Annotated in this window: 15 protein-coding genes; 8 read left to right on the top strand and 7 right to left on the bottom strand. The window is 64.1% G+C overall.

The genetic code is table 11. From position 1 onward, the window contains the following. Positions 1–53: 53 nt before the first annotated feature. Complete coding sequence (locus tag ACGLHS_RS23575) at positions 54–935, bottom strand: LysR family transcriptional regulator (protein ID WP_394483738.1); 882 nt, start codon at positions 933–935, stop codon at positions 54–56. Positions 936–1,026: 91 nt separating this feature from the next. Between ACGLHS_RS23575 and ACGLHS_RS23570 the strand changes: the two genes are divergently transcribed. After that, positions 1,027–1,917 carry an NAD(P)-dependent oxidoreductase gene (locus ACGLHS_RS23570; protein ID WP_394483736.1) on the top strand — a complete coding sequence of 297 codons (891 nt, stop codon included), beginning with the start codon at positions 1,027–1,029 and terminating at the stop codon, positions 1,915–1,917. 164 nt (positions 1,918–2,081) lie between these two features. Then, the gene (locus ACGLHS_RS23565) at positions 2,082–3,308 is read left to right on the top strand and encodes a PQQ-dependent sugar dehydrogenase (RefSeq protein ID WP_394483734.1); all 1,227 of its coding nucleotides are present in this window, start codon (positions 2,082–2,084) and stop codon (positions 3,306–3,308) included. A gap of 71 nt (positions 3,309–3,379) precedes the next feature. On the opposite strand, the gene ACGLHS_RS23560 is transcribed toward ACGLHS_RS23565, so the two are convergent. Beyond that, the gene (locus ACGLHS_RS23560) at positions 3,380–4,222 is read right to left on the bottom strand and encodes a dienelactone hydrolase family protein (RefSeq protein WP_394483732.1); all 843 of its coding nucleotides are present in this window, start codon (positions 4,220–4,222) and stop codon (positions 3,380–3,382) included. A 310-nt stretch (positions 4,223–4,532) separates the two neighbouring features. On the opposite strand from ACGLHS_RS23560, the gene ACGLHS_RS23555 reads away from it, so the two are divergent. The 3 genes from ACGLHS_RS23555 to ACGLHS_RS23545 all read left to right on the top strand — a co-directional run bounded on the left by ACGLHS_RS23555 (position 4,533) and on the right by ACGLHS_RS23545 (position 7,991). Beyond that, positions 4,533–6,917, top strand: coding sequence for a DNA polymerase II (locus ACGLHS_RS23555; RefSeq protein ID WP_394483730.1), 2,385 nt, complete (start codon positions 4,533–4,535; stop codon positions 6,915–6,917). Between the two features lie 388 nt (positions 6,918–7,305). After that, the gene (locus ACGLHS_RS23550; protein WP_394483728.1) at positions 7,306–7,539 is read left to right on the top strand and encodes a hypothetical protein; all 234 of its coding nucleotides are present in this window, start codon (positions 7,306–7,308) and stop codon (positions 7,537–7,539) included. Next, entirely contained in the window at positions 7,536–7,991 is a 456-nt protein-coding gene (locus ACGLHS_RS23545) for a hypothetical protein (RefSeq protein WP_394483726.1), read from the top strand. Before ACGLHS_RS23550 ends, ACGLHS_RS23545 begins: the two co-directional genes overlap by 4 nt. Positions 7,992–8,052: 61 nt before the next feature. Here the strand turns inward: ACGLHS_RS23545 and ACGLHS_RS23540 are convergent, their stop codons facing one another. The 5 genes from ACGLHS_RS23540 to ACGLHS_RS23520 all read right to left on the bottom strand — a co-directional run bounded on the left by ACGLHS_RS23540 (position 8,053) and on the right by ACGLHS_RS23520 (position 14,622). Next, the gene (locus tag ACGLHS_RS23540) at positions 8,053–9,597 is read right to left on the bottom strand and encodes a DUF262 domain-containing protein (protein ID WP_394483724.1); all 1,545 of its coding nucleotides are present in this window, start codon (positions 9,595–9,597) and stop codon (positions 8,053–8,055) included. Between the two features lie 512 nt (positions 9,598–10,109). Next, positions 10,110–11,138, bottom strand: a complete 1,029-nt coding sequence (locus ACGLHS_RS23535) for an SLAC1 anion channel family protein (RefSeq protein WP_394483722.1) — start codon at positions 11,136–11,138, stop codon at positions 10,110–10,112. A 124-nt stretch (positions 11,139–11,262) separates the two neighbouring features. Further along, entirely contained in the window at positions 11,263–12,579 is a 1,317-nt protein-coding gene (locus ACGLHS_RS23530; protein ID WP_394483721.1) for a sulfatase, read from the bottom strand. Positions 12,580–12,599: 20 nt separating this feature from the next. Further along, entirely contained in the window at positions 12,600–13,586 is a 987-nt protein-coding gene (locus tag ACGLHS_RS23525; protein WP_394483719.1) for a Bug family tripartite tricarboxylate transporter substrate binding protein, read from the bottom strand. 37 nt (positions 13,587–13,623) lie between these two features. After that, on the bottom strand, positions 13,624–14,622 hold the full coding sequence (locus ACGLHS_RS23520) for a Bug family tripartite tricarboxylate transporter substrate binding protein (RefSeq protein WP_394483717.1): 999 nt from the start codon (positions 14,620–14,622) through the stop codon (positions 13,624–13,626). A 140-nt stretch (positions 14,623–14,762) separates the two neighbouring features. Here ACGLHS_RS23520 and ACGLHS_RS23515 point away from each other — a divergent pair, with 140 nt between their 5' ends. The 3 genes from ACGLHS_RS23515 (at position 14,763) to ACGLHS_RS23505 (ending at position 16,923) form a co-directional block, all read left to right on the top strand. Further along, positions 14,763–15,296 (top strand): MarR family winged helix-turn-helix transcriptional regulator, encoded by a 534-nt coding sequence (locus ACGLHS_RS23515; protein ID WP_394483715.1) that lies wholly within the window; start codon positions 14,763–14,765, stop codon positions 15,294–15,296. 158 nt (positions 15,297–15,454) lie between these two features. Next, positions 15,455–16,060, top strand: coding sequence for a TetR/AcrR family transcriptional regulator (locus ACGLHS_RS23510; protein WP_394483713.1), 606 nt, complete (start codon positions 15,455–15,457; stop codon positions 16,058–16,060). Beyond that, on the top strand, positions 16,057–16,923 hold the full coding sequence (locus ACGLHS_RS23505; protein WP_394483711.1) for an SDR family oxidoreductase: 867 nt from the start codon (positions 16,057–16,059) through the stop codon (positions 16,921–16,923). The genes ACGLHS_RS23510 and ACGLHS_RS23505 overlap by 4 nt, the downstream gene beginning before the upstream one ends. Positions 16,924–16,933 lie beyond the last annotated feature (10 nt).

Below are 16,933 nucleotides of genomic sequence, written 5' to 3'. Positions count from 1 at the left end.
TTCGTTGATCGAAGAAGGGAGGCGGGTCCGGGACTCGCCTCCCTTTTCTCATTTCAGCGTGCAGCCTTCTTGCCACCTTGCTCAACCAACACCTTCCTGAGCGCCACGATCTTCGCCTGCGGCGCATCCCTGCGCCAGATCAGCCGCGTCTGCGCATGACGGAACTTCGGGCTCAGCGTGTGCACCCCGAGCTGCGCGCGCTCGGCATACGTGCCGAGCACGCTGGCCGGCACCAGCGCCACGCCCATGCCGATCGCCACGCAACCCAGGATCGCGTGGTACGAGCCCATCTCAACCATCTGCCGTGGCGCCACCCGCGAGCGCGCGAACCAGTCTTCAAAACGCTTGCGGTGCGGGCACCCCGGATGAAAGGCCAGCAGCGCCTTTGTCGCGTCGATGTCGCGCGGCGATGCAATCGGCGGATGCTTCGCTTCAGAGATCAGCACCATCTCTTCTTCATAGACGGGCACCGAGGCCAGCCGCTTGTCCGATGCCGGAATGGCGATGAGCGCCGCGTCGAGTTCACCGTTGAGCACCTGCCGCGTGTGATCCGTCGGGTCGCCGATGTACAGCTCGAGCGTCACGTCGGGGTGCGCGTCGTGGAACACGCCCAGCGGTTGCGGCAGGCGCACTGCCGCCGTGCTTTCCATCGCGCCCAGGCGCAGCACGCCGGAAGGCTGGTCGAGCTTTACTGCTTCGGTCGCTTCCTTCGCCAGGTCGAGCAGGCGGTCGGCGTACTGCAGCAGCACGCGGCCGGCTGGCGCCAGCTGCAGCCGCCGGCCTTCGCGAATGAACAGCGGCGCCGCCAATTTTTCTTCCAGCGCCTGGATACGGGCGGTGACGCTCGACTGCGCCCGATGCAGCGACTCCGCCGCGCGAACGATGCCGCCCGTTTGCACCACCGCCTTGAAAACCTGCAGGTCGGAGAGTTCCATCGATTCGCCTTGTCCGAACGATTCATTCTGAATAATTCATTTTATGAGAACAGCCGAGTCGCCTAGATTTGATCTCCCCTGAAAGGAAATCATGAAGATAGGTGTGATCGGAATCGGCGTGATGGGCGAACCCATCGCGCGCAACCTGAAGAAGGCCGGGCTCGACGTGACGGTCTTCAGCCGTCGCCCCGAAAGCTGCGAGCCCTTGCGCGAAGCGGGCATTGCGGTTGCGGCCAGTGCGGCGCAAGCCATCGCGGCCAGCGACGCGACCATCCTGATGCTGCCGGGCCACAAGGAGATCGACGCCGTGCTCGGCCGCGATGCCGACGGACGCATCGGCATTCCCGTCGAAGGCAAGACCCTCGTGCTCATGGCCACAGTGGCGCCCGCGTATTCGATCGCGCTCGAACGTGCCGTGGTGGCGGCCGGTGCGCGCTATGTGGAGGCACCCGTCTCGGGCTCGAAGACGCCGGCCCAGACAGGCCAGCTCGTCGTGCTGGCCGCGGCGGCCGACCCGGTGCAGCTCGATGCACTGCAACCCGCCTTCGACGCCATCGGCAAGCGCACCGTGCGTTGCGGCGCCGTGCCCGGCGCCATGCGGATGAAGCTGGCCAACAACCTGTTGTTGATCGCCAGCTTCGAGGCCATCACCGAGGCCGTGCACTTCGCCGCCGCCATCGGGCTCGACCTGCGGCAGTTTCTCGAAATGGCGCAGGCCGGCCCGCTCGCCAACGACGTGCTGCGCATGAAGGCGCCCAAGCTGTTGACGGATGACTTCGAGCGGCAGGCCGCGATCAGCCAGGCGTTCAAGGACATCGGTTTCGTGTGCGATGAGGCCGAGGCGCTTGGCTTGTGGCTGCCGGCTGCGCGTACCAACCGCGTCGTGTTCGGCGAAGCCATGCGGCGCGGGCAAGCGGATGAAGATGTGATCGGTGTGATCAAGGTGCTGCGCGACGGCATGCCGTTGACGGCCGACGCGTAACGGCACCTTCGGTTTTCTTCTTCGCCGGTTGCGAGCGCGTTGGCGCCGCACCGGCGGGCGTCCCAGAGAGTCGGGCTCGATGCTCGCCGCTCCGATAGCCCGGCGCCTGGCACTCCCTTCACGATCGCCGGATACTCTTCGCACCACCAACCGACGAGTGAAGCATGCAACTCCTGAAGTCCGGACTCATCCCCTGGTTGCTCCTCGGTGCAACGCCCGTGGTTGCGCAAATCAACGCAGGAACTCTGGCACCGACCCCATCGCCGCCGTTCAAGCTCACGAAGGTCGCGCAGTTCGACTTGCCATGGCGCATCGCCTTCCTGCCGGATGGACGCATGCTGATCACCGAGAAAATCGGCAAGCTCTTCCTCGCGACCCAGTCCGGGCAGAAGCTCGAAGTCACCGGGGTGCCGCCGGTGCTGTACGAGAACCAGAACGGCCTGCTCGGCGTTTACCTGTCCCCGTCGTATTCGAGCGATGGCGCGATCTACCTGACCTATTCGGAGCCCGGCCAAGAGCGGGGCACCTCGAGCCTGGCGCTCGCGCGTGCGACGCTCAAGATCGGCGCCGGCACTGCTTCGCTGGAGGACCTGAAGGTCATCTGGCACGACCCGATCAAGGGCAAGGGCGGCCAGGTTGGCGCCGCCGTGGCCTTTTCGCCGGACCAGAAGTTTCTCTTTCTCACGGCCGGCGATCGGCAGCGCTTCACCCCCGCGCAGGACCCGAACCAACCGGCCGGCAAGATCCTGCGACTGACCCTCGACGGCAAGCCCGCACCCGGCAACCCCATGGAGGGCAAGACCGGTGCACGATCGGTGCCGGTGATCGATCCACCAAGGGATACGGAGGCCGCCAAGACCGCGCCGGTGGTGCGCACCTATGTTTTTGATGGCCCCAATCTGACGCCGTCCGAGATATGGTCTTCGGGGCATCGCACGCCCTACGGCCTTGCGTTCGCGCCCGATGGCCGCCTTTGGGAGCTCGAACATGGGCCGCGTGGTGGCGACGAACTCAACCTGATCGAGCCGGGCAAGAACTACGGTTGGCCGCTCGTCTCCTATGCGGTGAACTACGACGGCGTGCCCATTGCAAGCCCCGACACGCGCCCCGACCTCGCCAAGCCCGTGATCTATTGGACGCCTGTCCTCGCGCCCGGCAACCTGATGTTCTACAGCGGCGCGATGTTTCCGAAATGGAAGGGCTCGGCGTTCGCGACCGGCCTCGTGAGCCGTGCCCTGCACCGTATCGAGGTGCACGGCGCGATCGCGACACCGGCGGAGCACTGGACGGTCGGCTTTCGCGTCCGCGCCGTCGAGCAGGCACCGGATGGCGCGCTGTGGCTGATCGAGGACGACCGCGAGGGCGGCTTGTATCGGCTCACGCCGAAGTAGTCACGTCGAGGCACCGCCTGCGGGCTGCAGCCTGCCCGGGCAAGTTCACCAGCCGATTTGCATTGCTGCGATCAAGCCAGTGCCGTGCTGAATGTCGCCAGCAGGCGCGTCCAGGCGCGGTCGGCCTGGGTTGCGTCGTAGACCCGTGTGTCGGGCGGGCACCAGCCGTGGGCTGCCGGGTACACCTCCACCTCGGCCGACAGCTTCGCGCTGTCGAACGCGGCGCGCAGCGCGACCTTGGCTTCGGGGTCCTTGGCGTCGTCGTTCTCGGCCACTGCAATCAGGTAGCGTGCCTGCGTCTGGGCCACCAGGCGATGGGGGCTGTCGGGCGCTGCGGTCACCATGGCGGCGCCGTGGAAGGTTCCGACCGCGCCCACGCGGCCAAGGGCCGCGGTGGCGGTGCGCACCGCGATGGGGCCACCCATGCAATAGCCGGTGGTACCCAGCTTGCGCGCCTTGTCCACCTCTCGCTGGGCATCGAGCCAGGTCACGAAGGCCTTGCCGTCGCTCAGGTGCATGGCCGGCGTCAGGGCCTGCATCAGCGGCATCACCTCGGCGATGGGCGTCTGGCCGCCCTGCGCTGCAGTGGGCGCTTTCTTTTGCCTGTAGAAGGGGTTCACCACCAGCACGCTGTAGCCTGATTCGGCCAGCCGCCGCCCCATTTGCCTGAAGGCCGGGCGAAGGCCGAACACGTCGGGCCACACCAGCACACCGGGCGCCGGCCCCGACGTGGGGGCGACAAAGTACGCGTCGCAAGTGCCATCTGCCGTGGCGATGCTCACCTCGCGCTCGGCAACAGCCACGGCGTTGGCCACACTGGGCAACGCGGTCAGCAGTCCGGCGGATGCGGCCAGCGTACCGAAGTCGCGGCGGGTGTACTTCTTGAGTTCTTCCTGGTCGTTCAGATCACACACGGTGGGTTTACCTCATAAGGAAAGGAACAAGTCGAGCGTGAGCTTGTGCCACGGATCGAGACGGCTAGCAAGCGGGCGGGTTTTTGCCCCTGATGGCCGGCGTCTCAAAGGCATTCAAAGAACTCCAAACCGCTCGGTCAAAAAATGGGGAACGAAGTCGCCCGATTGCGCGCAACCCGCGGGGCCGAACGACCGCTTGATGCCACTCCGAGCGAGAACGCCCGCCGATAGCAGCTGAGCATCGGCAGGCGAAAATCGCCCATGCCCAAGTCTGCCGCTCCGCTCTATCCGACTCTCTCTCCAAGCTCCCGTGACACCCACTGAACTCAAGGGCTTCATCCTCACGCGCCACTGGCGGGATGCTCCCGCCGGCACGGAGATCGAGTATTGGCTGGCAACCGACGCGGGGCCAAGAAAAGTGGTCCTGACCTCCCGCAGCAGCGTTGCGTTCGTCGCCACCCGGCACAGGTCCGCAGTCGAAGCTCATCTTGCGGCCATGCCGGGCATGCAGCTGCGTGAGCTCGAGCTCAAGACCTTCCATCAGGAAGCCGTCTTCGGTGTCTACGCGAAGCACTTTCGCCAGCTCGGCCGGTTGGCACGCGCGCTCCAGGCTCAGGGCATTCCTCTGCTCGAAGCCGACGTGCGCCCACACGACCGCTACCTGATGGAACGCTTCATCACTGCCGGCGTTCTGGTGGAAGGAGGGCGCGCAGAGCGCTCCACCATCGTCGACTGTAGGCTCAAGCCCGCGCCCGAATTCCGGCCGACGCTGAAGGTCGTGTCGCTGGACATCGAGACCAGCCAGCACGAAGCGCTCTATTCCATTGCGTTGGACGGCATGCAGGAGCGCGTCGTCTTCATGCTGGGCGAAGCGCCACCGGAGCCGCAAACCGAGCCGAACGAGCCCATGGCCTTCTCGCTCGTCTATTGCCCGACCCGCAAGGCCATCATCGAGAGGCTCAACGACTGGTTCGAGCGGAACGACCCGGACGTGCTCATCGGCTGGAACGTCATCCAGTTCGACTTGCGCGTACTGCAGAAGACAGCCAACGACTGCGGCGTGCAGCTCCTCCTGGGACGGGAGCGTCGCCCCATCGAATGGCGAACCCATCCGGGCAAGCAGGGCTACCTGTTCGCGCCCACGCCGGGCCGGGTCATCATCGATGGCATCGACGCACTCAAGGCGGCGGTGTGGAGCTTCCCGTCTTTCAGCCTCGAGACTGTCTCGCAAGCGCTGCTGGGCGAGGGCAAGGCCATCGGCGACGAGTACGACAAGATGGCCGAGATCGAACGGCGGTACCAGGAAGACAAGCCTGCGCTCGCGCTCTACAACATCCGCGACTGCGAGCTGGTCCTGCGCATCTTCGACAAGGCGAAGCTGCTGCAATTCGCGATGGAGCGGGCCCAGACCACAGGCCTGCAGATCGACCACTTCGGCGGCTCCATCGCCGCGTTCAGCCACCACTACCTGCCGCGAATGCATCGCCTGGGCTACGTGGCGCCCAATGTGGGCGAGATTCCGAGCAAGGCCTATCCCGGCGGGTACGTGATGGACTCGAAGCCGGGGTTCTATGACTCCGTCGTGGTGCTGGACTACAAGAGCCTCTACCCCTCGATCATCCGGACCTTCCTTGTCGATCCGGTGGGCCTCGTCGAGGGCACGAACGCCAGCGACTCGACCATGCTCGTCAAGGGACCACAGGGGACCGTCTTCTCGCGCGACAAGCACTGCCTGCCGGAGATCGTGACCACGCTTTGGCGCGCACGGGACGAGGCCAAGCGGGCGAAGAACGAGCCGCTGTCGCAGGCCCTGAAGCTGCTCATGAACTCCTTTGCCGGCGTGCTGGGTGCGTCCGAGTGCCGGTTCTTCAATCCCAAGCTGGTGTCCGCGGTCACCCTTCGTGGGCACGAAATGATGAGGCTCACGCGCGAATTCGTGGAGAAGCGAGGTTACGAAGCCATCTACGGCGACACCGATTCCATCTTCATCTGGCTCAGGCGTACCCACACCAACGAAGAGGCGCATGCCGTCGCGGCAAGCCTGGCGGTTGATATCAATGACTGGTGGGCGCGCACGCTGCGAGAGGAGCAGGGCCTGCGGAGCTTTCTGGAGATCGAGGTCGATACCCACTACAGGAAGTTCTTCATGCCCACCATTCGCGGCTCGGAGGTCGGCAGCAAGAAGCGCTACGCGGGCCTGAGTGCGGATGCCACGGGCAAGGAGGAGATGGTCTACCGCGGCCTCGAGATGGCCCGCAGCGACTGGACTCCTTTGGCGCGCCAGTTCCAGGAGGGGCTGCTGTCACGCATCTTTCAAGGCGAGCCCTACAAGGAGTTCGTGACCGACTACGCGAGATCGACGCTGGCTGGCGCCAAGGATGACCTGCTCGTCTACCGGAAGCGCCTGCGCCATCAACTCGATGCCTACCTGGTCAACGTGCCCCCACAGGTCCGGGCCGCTCGCATCGCCGACGAACACAACGGGCGGGTCGGCCGGCCCAAGCAGTATCAGAAAGGCGGCTGGATTCAATACGTCATGACCCAGAACGGGCCAGAGCCACTGGAAACCCGCCATTCGCGCATTGACTACGAACACTATCTGACCAAGCAGCTTCAGCCGCTTGCCGATGCCATTCTTCAGCCTATTGGAGAAAGCTTCATGGCTTTGACGACGTCGCAGCGGGGGCTGTTTTAGCTGAGGTCGAGTGGAAGTTCTCAAGACCCTCCGCGCTGTTCGCGGTCGCACGCTTGGCGGCAATCAATGGCCACTGTCCAGCCTCTCTCTGGCTGAAGAATGGCCGGACGGATGGCAACTGGGTATGGTCAAGCGAAGAGCGACTACGCCAAGTTCACTTTCCTGCTTCAGCAACGACGGTCACTGGCACCACATCGGCTGCTAAGGTACGCACCGCCACCTGGTCGCAGTATTTGCGGACTGGAAGGGTGAAGCGGGGATGCAGATGCACTTCTGGCGAAGACCTAAGGCAGCCAGAAGTGGACGATCGGAATGCATGGTGTTCAAACCACCATCTTCTAAATCAACGCTCGCTAGGATTTGACTGATGTCCCGACGTACCAACCGCATGAGTGCTGAACTGACGGCTTTCGCGCAGCAATACAAAAGGAAAGCGCAGCGTGGTGTTGAGCCGAACGATCGTGGGTATTCGCGGGAAGTCGAGGCCCTGATGAAACGACTGCCCCCTGCTGATCTGTCAGCGGCACTGAACTCGGAGAACGACGAACAGCTTCCGTCACCAAAGCCCAAGAAGCAACCGCCGAATGATGGTCTACCGAGAAAAAACGGGCGCGGGCCTTGAAGTCTTTATTCGGCCAACAGCGGGCATTCGTCGCGCCGCCCAACAAGGAATTTCATGACGAAAAAACGGACCTATTCGAGGACTTGGCCACGGCAATGGAGTCCTGGACCACAATTGCCTCCAAGGCTCTTACTGATCGGGAGGCAAACCTTAAGTGGGTAGAAGCCGAACAGCCATATCACGAGATTCGTAATGCGCTTGTTGCCGGTGGAGTGAGCGAAGAAACGGTATCGAAGGTCTTTTCGGAGTGCTTACGTGGCCTGTGTGTTTCGTTCCTGACGGCGCTGGATGGCGGACATCCCTTGCGGAAAAGGGGCGTCTCTATGTGGTTGATGAGCACGGACACCGACTTGGCGAAGGTCTTCACGACGACTTCGTCGGATACCTCTTGGACACCGGTCGTCTCGTATAGAAAGGCGTCTTGCGGCCAGAAGCAGCCGCTCAATGTTTGAGATGAGAGGCGTGACCCGGCTTGCCGGGGCACGTCCACTCGATTCAAGGGTTAGAGCGCACCTAGTGTTTGTAGCCAGTGTTGCAGTAGGGATGAGTTAGCTGCCCGTTGCCGAGGTCATCGGTTCCTCCCTCTGCCCTGCGATGCACGTGGTCGATAGATATCGCGTTGCGATGCACTGCTGCGCCACAAATCTTGCATCGGGGAGCGCCTTGTAGAACCTCTCTGAGATAGATGGCGCTCTTGGCTTCACCAGTAAATTTTTCACCGGCCTTTCCCTTGCGGATAGGAGGCCTTTGATCAGTGATGAAGTTGAACTCTTCGAGTTTTCTAATCTTCTTGATGATTGCTGTGTCTTTCTCCGCGCGGCGTAGACCTTCCACGACATGCTCGAAGAAATTGGAGACGTATGGATAGCTGCGTTGAGCGGTTCGATGCTTGCGATTGATCTGCTGAGCGAGATAGTCGTATTCCAAAATGAAGCGCTCGAACTCTCGTCTAACGTCGACGAATTCGTTGATGTGATTCGATTGAATCAACTTGGCTACGAAATTCACCATCGCAAGAAAGGCAGAACTCTTGTAGCGTCCCTCCTGCGAGTAGAAATAGACAGCAGGATGAAGGCCCAGCGATGACGCATGGGTGCTGTTTAGCGCATATGCAATTCGACGCACCTTCTTGAGTACAGCGATCGTCTTTTCGCCCGATGAGTCATCTTCACCTTTGGCAGTGTCTTCGACCACGATGCTGATCATGTCAACGACGAGGGGAAGCGTTTGACCGGAGTAAAGCTTTCCTGCTAGCGGTAGGTCCAATGTCTTGATTGGATTCTGAAGTGGTGGCGTAAAGAGGATTTGGTTGATCTCAGCCGCAAGCTTCTGAATTTCGTCCTGCCTTACCGCAGCAAAATTGGACCAGTACTTGTGACCCTTGCCGCTGCGGATGATGGCTCGGGCCGCGATGCTAGTAGGCTTTCTTCGATCTTCGAGAAGTCGCAGCTCTGTCTTGTCGATTGGCGCGGCCTGCTGGTTAATTTTGAAGAAGGATTGTTCCGCTTTACGTGCATCACCTTCAACCCACTGGAGTTGTATTGCAAGTGCGCCAAGATTCTTTGCGAACTGCACGATCTCTGACTTTACCTTTGTTGGGTTGGTTAGTGCCAGTCTGAAATCTGTGTAAGGGCCTACGGTCCGCTCTACTAGTTTTCGCGTCGTATCCGCGACTTCTAGTTGCTCGTCGGGGACGATGCCATCGTAGAAGAGCTTGGAGGCCATGCCGTCACCGTAGTCGTCATTGACCCAGGCCGCGAGAGCACTCAATCGATGACTGCCATCAATGACGAATAGGTAGCCACCTGAACTTCGCCAAAGAATGATTGCGGGAATCAGATCGCCGCTCACGAAGCTGCGAACAAGTTCGGCAACTTTCTCTGGTTCCCACTCATTCGTCTCGCGCTGAAAGTCAGGCTTCCGTAGATTGGTGAAGAAGAACGAATCGTTCTTGATGTCCTCAATTGAGATTGCTTCCTTCTTCTTGCCAGAGCTGATGACGTCCTCGACTTCAAAGTCTTCACGAGGGATAAGCGCGTCTAAATTGACTTTTGACATTGATGGCTACTCTTCGTGCGTGGTGAATCGTGTTTGTGCGCTCTAACGCTATGTATCCCGAAAAACCTGCGGAATAAGCTAGGTGGTACGGGATGTTTTGGACACTCATTCCCCCTGAAAGTGGTTTGCAGGCTTGGTCTTCACCGCTTCTGCTGTCCAAACACTCAAATATAAAAATCCGCGAAACCCGGCAAACCTTGATTGGGCAAACTATACCCTGCAAGCTGGCGTGGACCGGGCACTCAAGAGCCCGGGTCGGGCTGCGCGATCCAATCGCGCTAAAAAATCAATGACCGCTCTGCGACCGAAGTCCACCGTCGGCTTCGGGCCCAGAGGCGACAGTCGAATGCCGTGACTAAAGGGCGGCAATCAATCCCGAGCCGTCAGTCGAAGACAACCGCGTTGCCAGACCCACTCGGCTGCGCCCATTCGAAGATCGTGACCACGCAATCCATCGCCACGCACAACCCGGTGCTCTCGTGGTCGAGACCCTGGAGCCACGCTTCGCCACCTCAATTCGCCAGCAACCGCCCATTGAAAAGAATATGCAGCGTCCGAACCATCAACACCAGAAGCGCCGCAGTTAGAGCCACCAGCGACACCCCCGCCAGCAGCCTCAACGGCAAGGTCGGATGCACAGACGCGTACTTCAACGCCGCATTCACCATCGCAGCCAGCGGAAAGCTGATCGCCCACCATCCAGCCCCAAACGGAACGCTCCTGCGAAACACCTTCGGCGCAAGCGCCACGAACAGAAAAAGCCCGAAGTAAAACAGCAGCCCCGCGAACTGATCCACCCGCCCCGTGAGGTTCGTGTATGCCGTGAACCCCACTTCGAACGGCGCGACAAGAATCATCAGCGAAGGCGTCATCGCAGGCGCAAGCGGCTCGTGCTGGATCAACCGCGTGCAGATCATCGTGAACATCACGAGCGCGAGCACCGAGCCCACGGCAATCGACAGCAGCAGCACCTCGCCGGCCCAGGCCATGGGCACGTGGCTGCCCGTGACCACGATGTCGAGCGCGGCGACGCCCGGAATGATCCACGCAGGCACCGCGTGCTTTGGGTCGCCGTTGCCACCGAGCAGCCGCGAGACGACATGCAGGGCCAGCAGGAGCGTAAGGACGGTGCCGATGGTCCAGAGCACGTGGCCGAGCGTGCTGTCGTACACGCCCAGCACGGCCGATTGCAGCAGCAGCGCAATGGCGATGGTGCCGAAGAAATTGCCGGCGATCGGGTGGTGAAACTCGGCCTTCACAGCGGCCGGGTGCCGCAGCAGCTTGGCGCCATATCCGATGGCGAGCACGACGAACAAGAAGGTGGCGAAGAGCCCGATCGCATCGGCGACCACTCGGCTGACGCCGAATGCGGTGTGCGCAAAGCGCCAGCCCATGGCAAGGCCCGAGAGGCCCATCACGGCCGCGAACAGATTGACGGGAAGGTTCTTGATGGACCCTCTGGCAGGGCGGGCGTCCACCGTGCCGAGAGGCAAGGAAGTGGCAAGCAGCGTGGCCTGCTGCATAGCGGCATGGGTTGTCATGCGCGCCAGTTTCGCTTGCGGTTGCTTGGCCGATATAGCTGTGCAACGGCGTTTTCTGCCAAATCCCCGCGTTGTCGGCCATGCGCGCCGCAGCCCTCGAGCGGGCCCAGCGCGCAGTGCTGTCTCAACGCTGCGGCATGTCCTTGACCGAGTAACCCAGGCTCACGGTCGCATCGTCCGGAATCGCGGGCATGGTCGCATTCCATGCGAGCCAATCAGCACGCATGGCGGCCAGGCGCTCGGGCTGCTTCTTGCCCAGGTTGGCGCGCTCGCGTTCGTCCGCCGGAATGTTGAACAGGTACTCGTTACCATCGACCTGCAGGTACTTCCAGTCGCCGTCGCGCAGCGCCTGTTGGCCGCGGTGGTTCATGCGCCAGTGCAGCGGCCGGCGAAAGCTGTGCGTCGCGTCTTTCAACACGGGCAGGAGGGACACGCCATCGAGCGGGTAGGCCGCATCGGGCTTCACGCCGGCCGCGTCGAGCATGGTGGCCGACCAGTCCATGGTCATGCACAGTTGTGCGCTCTCGCCGCCCTTGGCGATCACGGCGGGCCAGTGCGCGATCCATGGCACGCGGATGCCGCCTTCGGTCAGGTCCATCTTGCCGCCGACCAGCGGCCAGTTGTCCGAGAAGCGCTCGCCGCCGTTGTCGCTGGTGAACACCACGAGGGTGTTGTCGGCCATGCCGTGCTTTTGCAGCGTGGCCATGATCCAGCCGATGCCTTCGTCCATGTGATGGATCATGCGGCGGTACACGTGGATGTTGCCGCCGGCCAGGTCGAACAGGTTGTCCTTGATGGCCGGTGCCTTCTCCGCGTCGTCGCGGGTCTCCCAGGGCCAGTGCGGGGCGGTGTAGTGCAGGCTCAGGAAGAAGGGTGCCTCCTGCTTCGCCATGCGCTCCACGTAGTCGACGGCGCGCTTCGAAAGGATGTCGGTGAGGTAGCCGTCTTCCTTCTTGTCTTCTTCGCCGAACCACAGGTCGTGCTGGCCGGTGGAGTCGCAGTGGGTGAAGTAGTCGACGCCGCCCGACATGGGGCCGAAGAACTCGTCGTACCCCGAACGCAGCGGCCCGAAGCTGGGCGGGTAGCCCAGGTGCCACTTGCCGATGAGCGCGGTCTGGTAGCCACTGGCCTTGAGCAGCGAGGGCAGGGTGGGGTGGTCGGTCGGCAGGCCCAGCGTGGTGCTGCCGCGGCTGCTGCTGCGGATGGGCTCTTCGGCCGCGCCGCGCAGGCGGTACTGGTAGCGCGCGGTCATCAGCGCGAACCGCGTGGGCGAGCACACGGGCGAATTCGCGTAGCCCTGGGTGAGCTTCAGGCCGTTCGCGGCCAGCCCGTCGAGCACGGGCGACACGGGGCCGAACACGGCATCGCGGCCGCCGTAGCAGCCAAGGTCGGCGTAGCCGAGGTCGTCGGCCACGATGAAGATGATGTTGGGTCTGGTCATATCTCTGGCGCGTTCGTTCTTCAGGGTTGGTAGCCGGACTTCTGCACGACGGGTGCCCACTGTGCGCGGTAGGCCTTGAGCATGGCGACAGTTTGCGCCTGCGTGCTGACCACGGGCGTCATGCCCGAGTCCTTGAACTTGCGCTGGGTGTCCGGGTCTTGCATGACTTCGCGGATGGCGGTGGACAGCCGCTCGATCTTGTCCTTGGGCATGCTGGTCGGCGCAAAAAAGGTGTTCCAGCCGGTGGCGGCAAGGTCGAGGCCGGCTTCCTTGAAGGTCGGAATGTCGGGCGCGAACGGCGAGCGCTTGGCACCCGAGAGCGCCAGGATGCGCAGCTTGCCGGCCGTGTGCTGGGGCAGCACCACGTCTTCGGTGTCGACGGCGATGGGCACCTGTCCGCCGATGAGGTCGTTCAGCAGCGGCGCCGAGCCGCGGTAGCCGATCACCTGGGTCTGCACTTTGGCCTTCTCGCCCATCATCAGGCCGAAGAAGTGCGGCAGGCTGCCGGTGGCCGGCACGCCCACGTTGGCCTGCGTGGGGTTGGCGCGCATCCATGCGAGCAGGTGGCTCAGCTCGCGCACGGGCAGCGTGGGCGACACGGACAGCGCGAAGTCGTAGTCGTTGACGTGCGACACGGGCACGAAGTCGCGCTCGGCGTCGTAGTTGTTGTCCTTGAAGACGAGCGGCGCGACCACCATCACGGCGGGGTTGGCGAGCATCAGCACGTTCTGGTTGGCGGGCGTGATCTTCACCTGCTGCGCCGCCAGGCGGCCGCCCGCGCCGGGCTTGTTGTCGACGATGACGGCCACGCCCAGCTTGGCGCCGAGCTTGTCGGCCACGACGCGCGCCACGCGGTCGGTGGCACCGCCGGGGGCGTAGCCGACGACGATGTGCAGCGGGCTGTCGAGCAGCGGTGCCGCGTGTGCGTTGATGGCAACGCACGCCATGAGGCCCGCTGCGGCAAACAGCGTGGCAAGGCGGCGGGTGATGGGGGCTGGGGTCGGCATGGTGAGGGTTCCTCCTTGTTCAATCTCGATCAATCAATCAATCGTTGGCCTGGAAATTCACGGCTTTCATGATGGCGGTCCAGCGCGCGGTGTCTTCGCGCATGGTCTTCAGCAGGGCTTCGCTGCCATCGGCAATGGGGTACATGCCGTTCTGCAGCAGTTGCTGGCGCACCTCGCGCGCATTCACGGCGCGGGTGAATTCGGCGCGCAGCTTGTCGATGGTGGCCGGCGGCGTCTTGAGCGGCGCGTAGTAGGCGAACCATGCGGTCGCGACCACGTCCTTGTAGCCGGCTTCGACAAAGCTCGGCAGGTTGGGCATGAGCGGCGAGCGCTTCTCGCCGCTGGTCGCCAGCACCTTGACGCGGCCCGAGGGCAGCATCTGCTGCGCACCGCCGATGGTGTCGAAGTACACGGGCACGCTGCCGCCCATCACGTCCTGCCGCGCGGGCGTGGAGCCGCGGTAGGGCACGTGCACCATCTTCAGGCCGGCCGCGCGGTTGAGCATCTCGCCCAGAAAGTGCGAAGGCGTGCCCGCGCCATACGAGGCAAAGCTCACCTTGTCGCCCTGCGCCTTGGCCCAGGCGATGAACTCGGCCAGCGTGCTGACGGGCACGTCCTTGTTGACGACCAGGGCCAGCTCGAAGCGGGCCGCGTTGATGATCGGCACGAAGTCCTTGATCGGGTCGTACGAGAGGTTGCGGTAGGCGCCCGGAAACATGGTCATCATGCCGGCCGTGCCCAGCAGCAGTGTGTGGCCGTCGGGCGGCGCCGTCTTGACGGCCTCGACCGCAATGCGGCCCGCCGCGCCCGAACGGTTGTCGATGATGAGCGGGCCCAGCGACTCGCGCACCTGCTGCGCGATGGCGCGCGTCAGCACGTCCTGCGTGCCGCCCGCGGGCACGCCGATCAGCACCTTGATCGGCTGGCCGGGCGTGAAGGGCTGCTCAGTCCGCGCGAGCGATGCGACGGGCGCAAGGGCAAGGCCGCCCAGCGCGGCGAGTGCATGGCGGCGGTTCAGGTCGGGAATCAGGGGCATGGGCGATGTCTCCGGGGGCTCGGTTGCTTTCTTTCGTGCGGCGCCGTCGCGGCGGGTGGCCGCGGCTGCGGACGATTCTGTAGACGCTACAGTCGATTGATCAAATCAACCATTGACCGGATTAACCCGGCCTCGCCCCGATGACCGACGCCCCCCGCCGACCGCTGGACGACCTGCTGCTGTACCGGCTGTCGCGCCTGCTGTCGGTCGCGGGCAGCATGGTGATCCGGTTGTGCGAGGGGCGCTTCGGCATCACCCGGCGCGAATGGCGGCTGATCGCGGTGCTGGCCAGCCGGGGCGAACTGAGCTCGTCGCAACTGGCCGAGCACGCCCAACTCGACCGGGCGCGCACGTCGAAGGCGGTGGGTTCGCTGGTGGCCAAGCAACTGGTCTCGCGCGTGGCCCGCGCGGGCGACCGCCGCCAGGTGGCGCTGGGCCTGACCGAAGCGGGCAGGGCGCTGTACGACGCGCTTTTTCCGCTGGTCACGCAGATCAATACGGCGCTGCTGGGCGCGCTGGACGCCGACGATGCCGCGCGCTTCGACGATTCGCTGCATCGCCTGCAGGCGCGCGCCGAGCGCTTGGTCGAAGAGGCGGTGTTGCCCAAGGCAGACCGGGGGCGGCGCGCCGCAGCCAGGGGCGCGGGCAATCCGCGTTCGACCCCGTCGCCTTGACGGTAGGCCCATTGCGGGCCCCGGGGTGAGTCGACACCGCGTGCCTGCGCAACGGCCGGCCGCCACCCCCGTGTCCGTCCTGCCTGAAGGTTTTCTTAATAATAGATCGAGCGCTTGGTCTAATAATCGAGGCATGCCCCACCAGCCCGAGCAACCCCGTGCGAAAAGTTGACCCCGAGCGCCAGCAGGCCAAGCGCCGCCAGATCATGGAAGCAGCCGGCGACTGCTTCGCCCGTCGCGGCTTCCACGCCACGACCACCGCAGAAATCTGCGCCGCGGCCGGCATGAGCCCGGGCAATCTCTTCCATTACTTCGACAGCAAGAGCGCGATCATCGAAGCCATCGTCGACGAAGAGCGGCGCGATGCCGCCGACTACTTCGCCACGCTCGAAGACGCGCCCGATCTCTTCGAGGCGCTGCTCGGCTTTCTCGACGTGGTCATGGCCTTTGCGGCCGACAAGGCCTACGCGCGCCTGGCGCTGGAGATCGCCGCCGAGGCCGCGCGCAACCCGACCGTCGGCGCCATGACGGCCGCGAGCGACGCAGAAACGCGCGCCGCCATCGCCGCGCTGTTGCGTCGCGCGGTGGCACGCGGGCAGGTCGATGCGCAACTCGATCCGGCGCAGGCCGCGAGCTGGATCGCCGCACTGATCGATGGCGTGTTCTCGCGGCTGGCCATCGACGCGAGCTTCGAGCCCGAGCGCGAGGCGCCGATGCTGCGCCTGATCGTGAGCCGCTTCCTCAAGCCTGGGAGCGCCGCATGAACGCCGTGGTCTGCATGCCACCGCCCGAACGTCCGGTCTGGGACCGCGCCAGCGGCCGCGTGTTCGGCAAGGTGGCGCTGGTGACGGGGGCGGCTTCGGGCATCGGCCGCGCCACAGTGCTGCGGCTGGCCGCCGAAGGCGCGACGGTCGTCGCCACCGACATCGACACCCTGGGCGGTGAAGAAACGGCGCGGCTGGCGCGTGCCACCGGCGGGCGTGCCATGTTCATGGCGCACGACGTGGCGAGCGAGGCCGACTGGCGCGACGTGATCGACACCGTCATCGCGGCCCACGGCGCGCTGCATGTGCTGGTCAACAACGCCGGCATCGCGCTGGCCGGCGACACCTTCGCGATGAGCCACGAAGAATGGCGCCGACAGCTCGCGGTCAACCTCGATGGCGTTTTCCTGGGCGTGAAGCACGGCGTGCCGCTGATGTCGCGCTCGGGTGGCGGCTCGGTGGTCAATGTGTCGTCCGTTGCCGGGCTCGTCGGTACGCCGGGCCTTGCGGGTTATTCGGCCAGCAAGGGCGGCGTGCGCCTGTTCTCGAAATCGGTGGCGCTGGAGTGCGCTCGCGCGCGCAATGGCGTGCGCGTCAACTCGCTGCACCCCGGCATCATCGACACGCCGATCTGGCGCACGAATGCGCGCGTGCAGCCGACGGGCGGCGGGGGCATGGTGGCTGGCCTGAAGCGGCTCTGGCGCCGCGCGGTCCTCGGCATGGCGGGGCGGGCCGGCGCACCGCTCGGCCACGCGGGCACGGCCGTCGACGTGGCCAACGGCATTCTGTACCTCGCCAGCGATGAATCGCGCTACGTGACGGGCAGCGAGCTCGTCATCGACGGCGGCCTGACCGCCGCATGAGCCACACGAC

Source organism: Variovorax sp. VaC1 (assembly GCF_043658315.1).
Taxonomy (GTDB): Bacteria; Pseudomonadota; Gammaproteobacteria; order Burkholderiales; family Burkholderiaceae_C; genus Variovorax.
Note: the sequence above shows the minus strand (reverse complement) of the source record. Positions and strands in the feature narration are given on the sequence as shown.

Bases quoted from the DNA above. Each gene is read 5' to 3' on its own strand.
- ACGLHS_RS23575 (WP_394483738.1), bottom strand. From the start codon at position 935: ATGGAACTCTCCGACCTGCAGGTTTTCAAGGCGGTGGTGCAAACGGGC.
- ACGLHS_RS23570 (WP_394483736.1), top strand. From the start codon at position 1,027: ATGAAGATAGGTGTGATCGGAATCGGCGTGATGGGCGAACCCATCGCG.
- ACGLHS_RS23565 (WP_394483734.1), top strand. From the start codon at position 2,082: ATGCAACTCCTGAAGTCCGGACTCATCCCCTGGTTGCTCCTCGGTGCA.
- ACGLHS_RS23550 (WP_394483728.1), top strand. From the start codon at position 7,306: ATGAGTGCTGAACTGACGGCTTTCGCGCAGCAATACAAAAGGAAAGCG.
- ACGLHS_RS23540 (WP_394483724.1), bottom strand. From the start codon at position 9,597: ATGTCAAAAGTCAATTTAGACGCGCTTATCCCTCGTGAAGACTTTGAA.
- ACGLHS_RS23535 (WP_394483722.1), bottom strand. From the start codon at position 11,138: ATGACAACCCATGCCGCTATGCAGCAGGCCACGCTGCTTGCCACTTCC.
- ACGLHS_RS23530 (WP_394483721.1), bottom strand. From the start codon at position 12,579: ATGACCAGACCCAACATCATCTTCATCGTGGCCGACGACCTCGGCTAC.
- ACGLHS_RS23525 (WP_394483719.1), bottom strand. From the start codon at position 13,586: ATGCCGACCCCAGCCCCCATCACCCGCCGCCTTGCCACGCTGTTTGCC.
- ACGLHS_RS23520 (WP_394483717.1), bottom strand. From the start codon at position 14,622: ATGCCCCTGATTCCCGACCTGAACCGCCGCCATGCACTCGCCGCGCTG.
- ACGLHS_RS23515 (WP_394483715.1), top strand. From the start codon at position 14,763: ATGACCGACGCCCCCCGCCGACCGCTGGACGACCTGCTGCTGTACCGG.
- ACGLHS_RS23505 (WP_394483711.1), top strand. From the start codon at position 16,057: ATGAACGCCGTGGTCTGCATGCCACCGCCCGAACGTCCGGTCTGGGAC.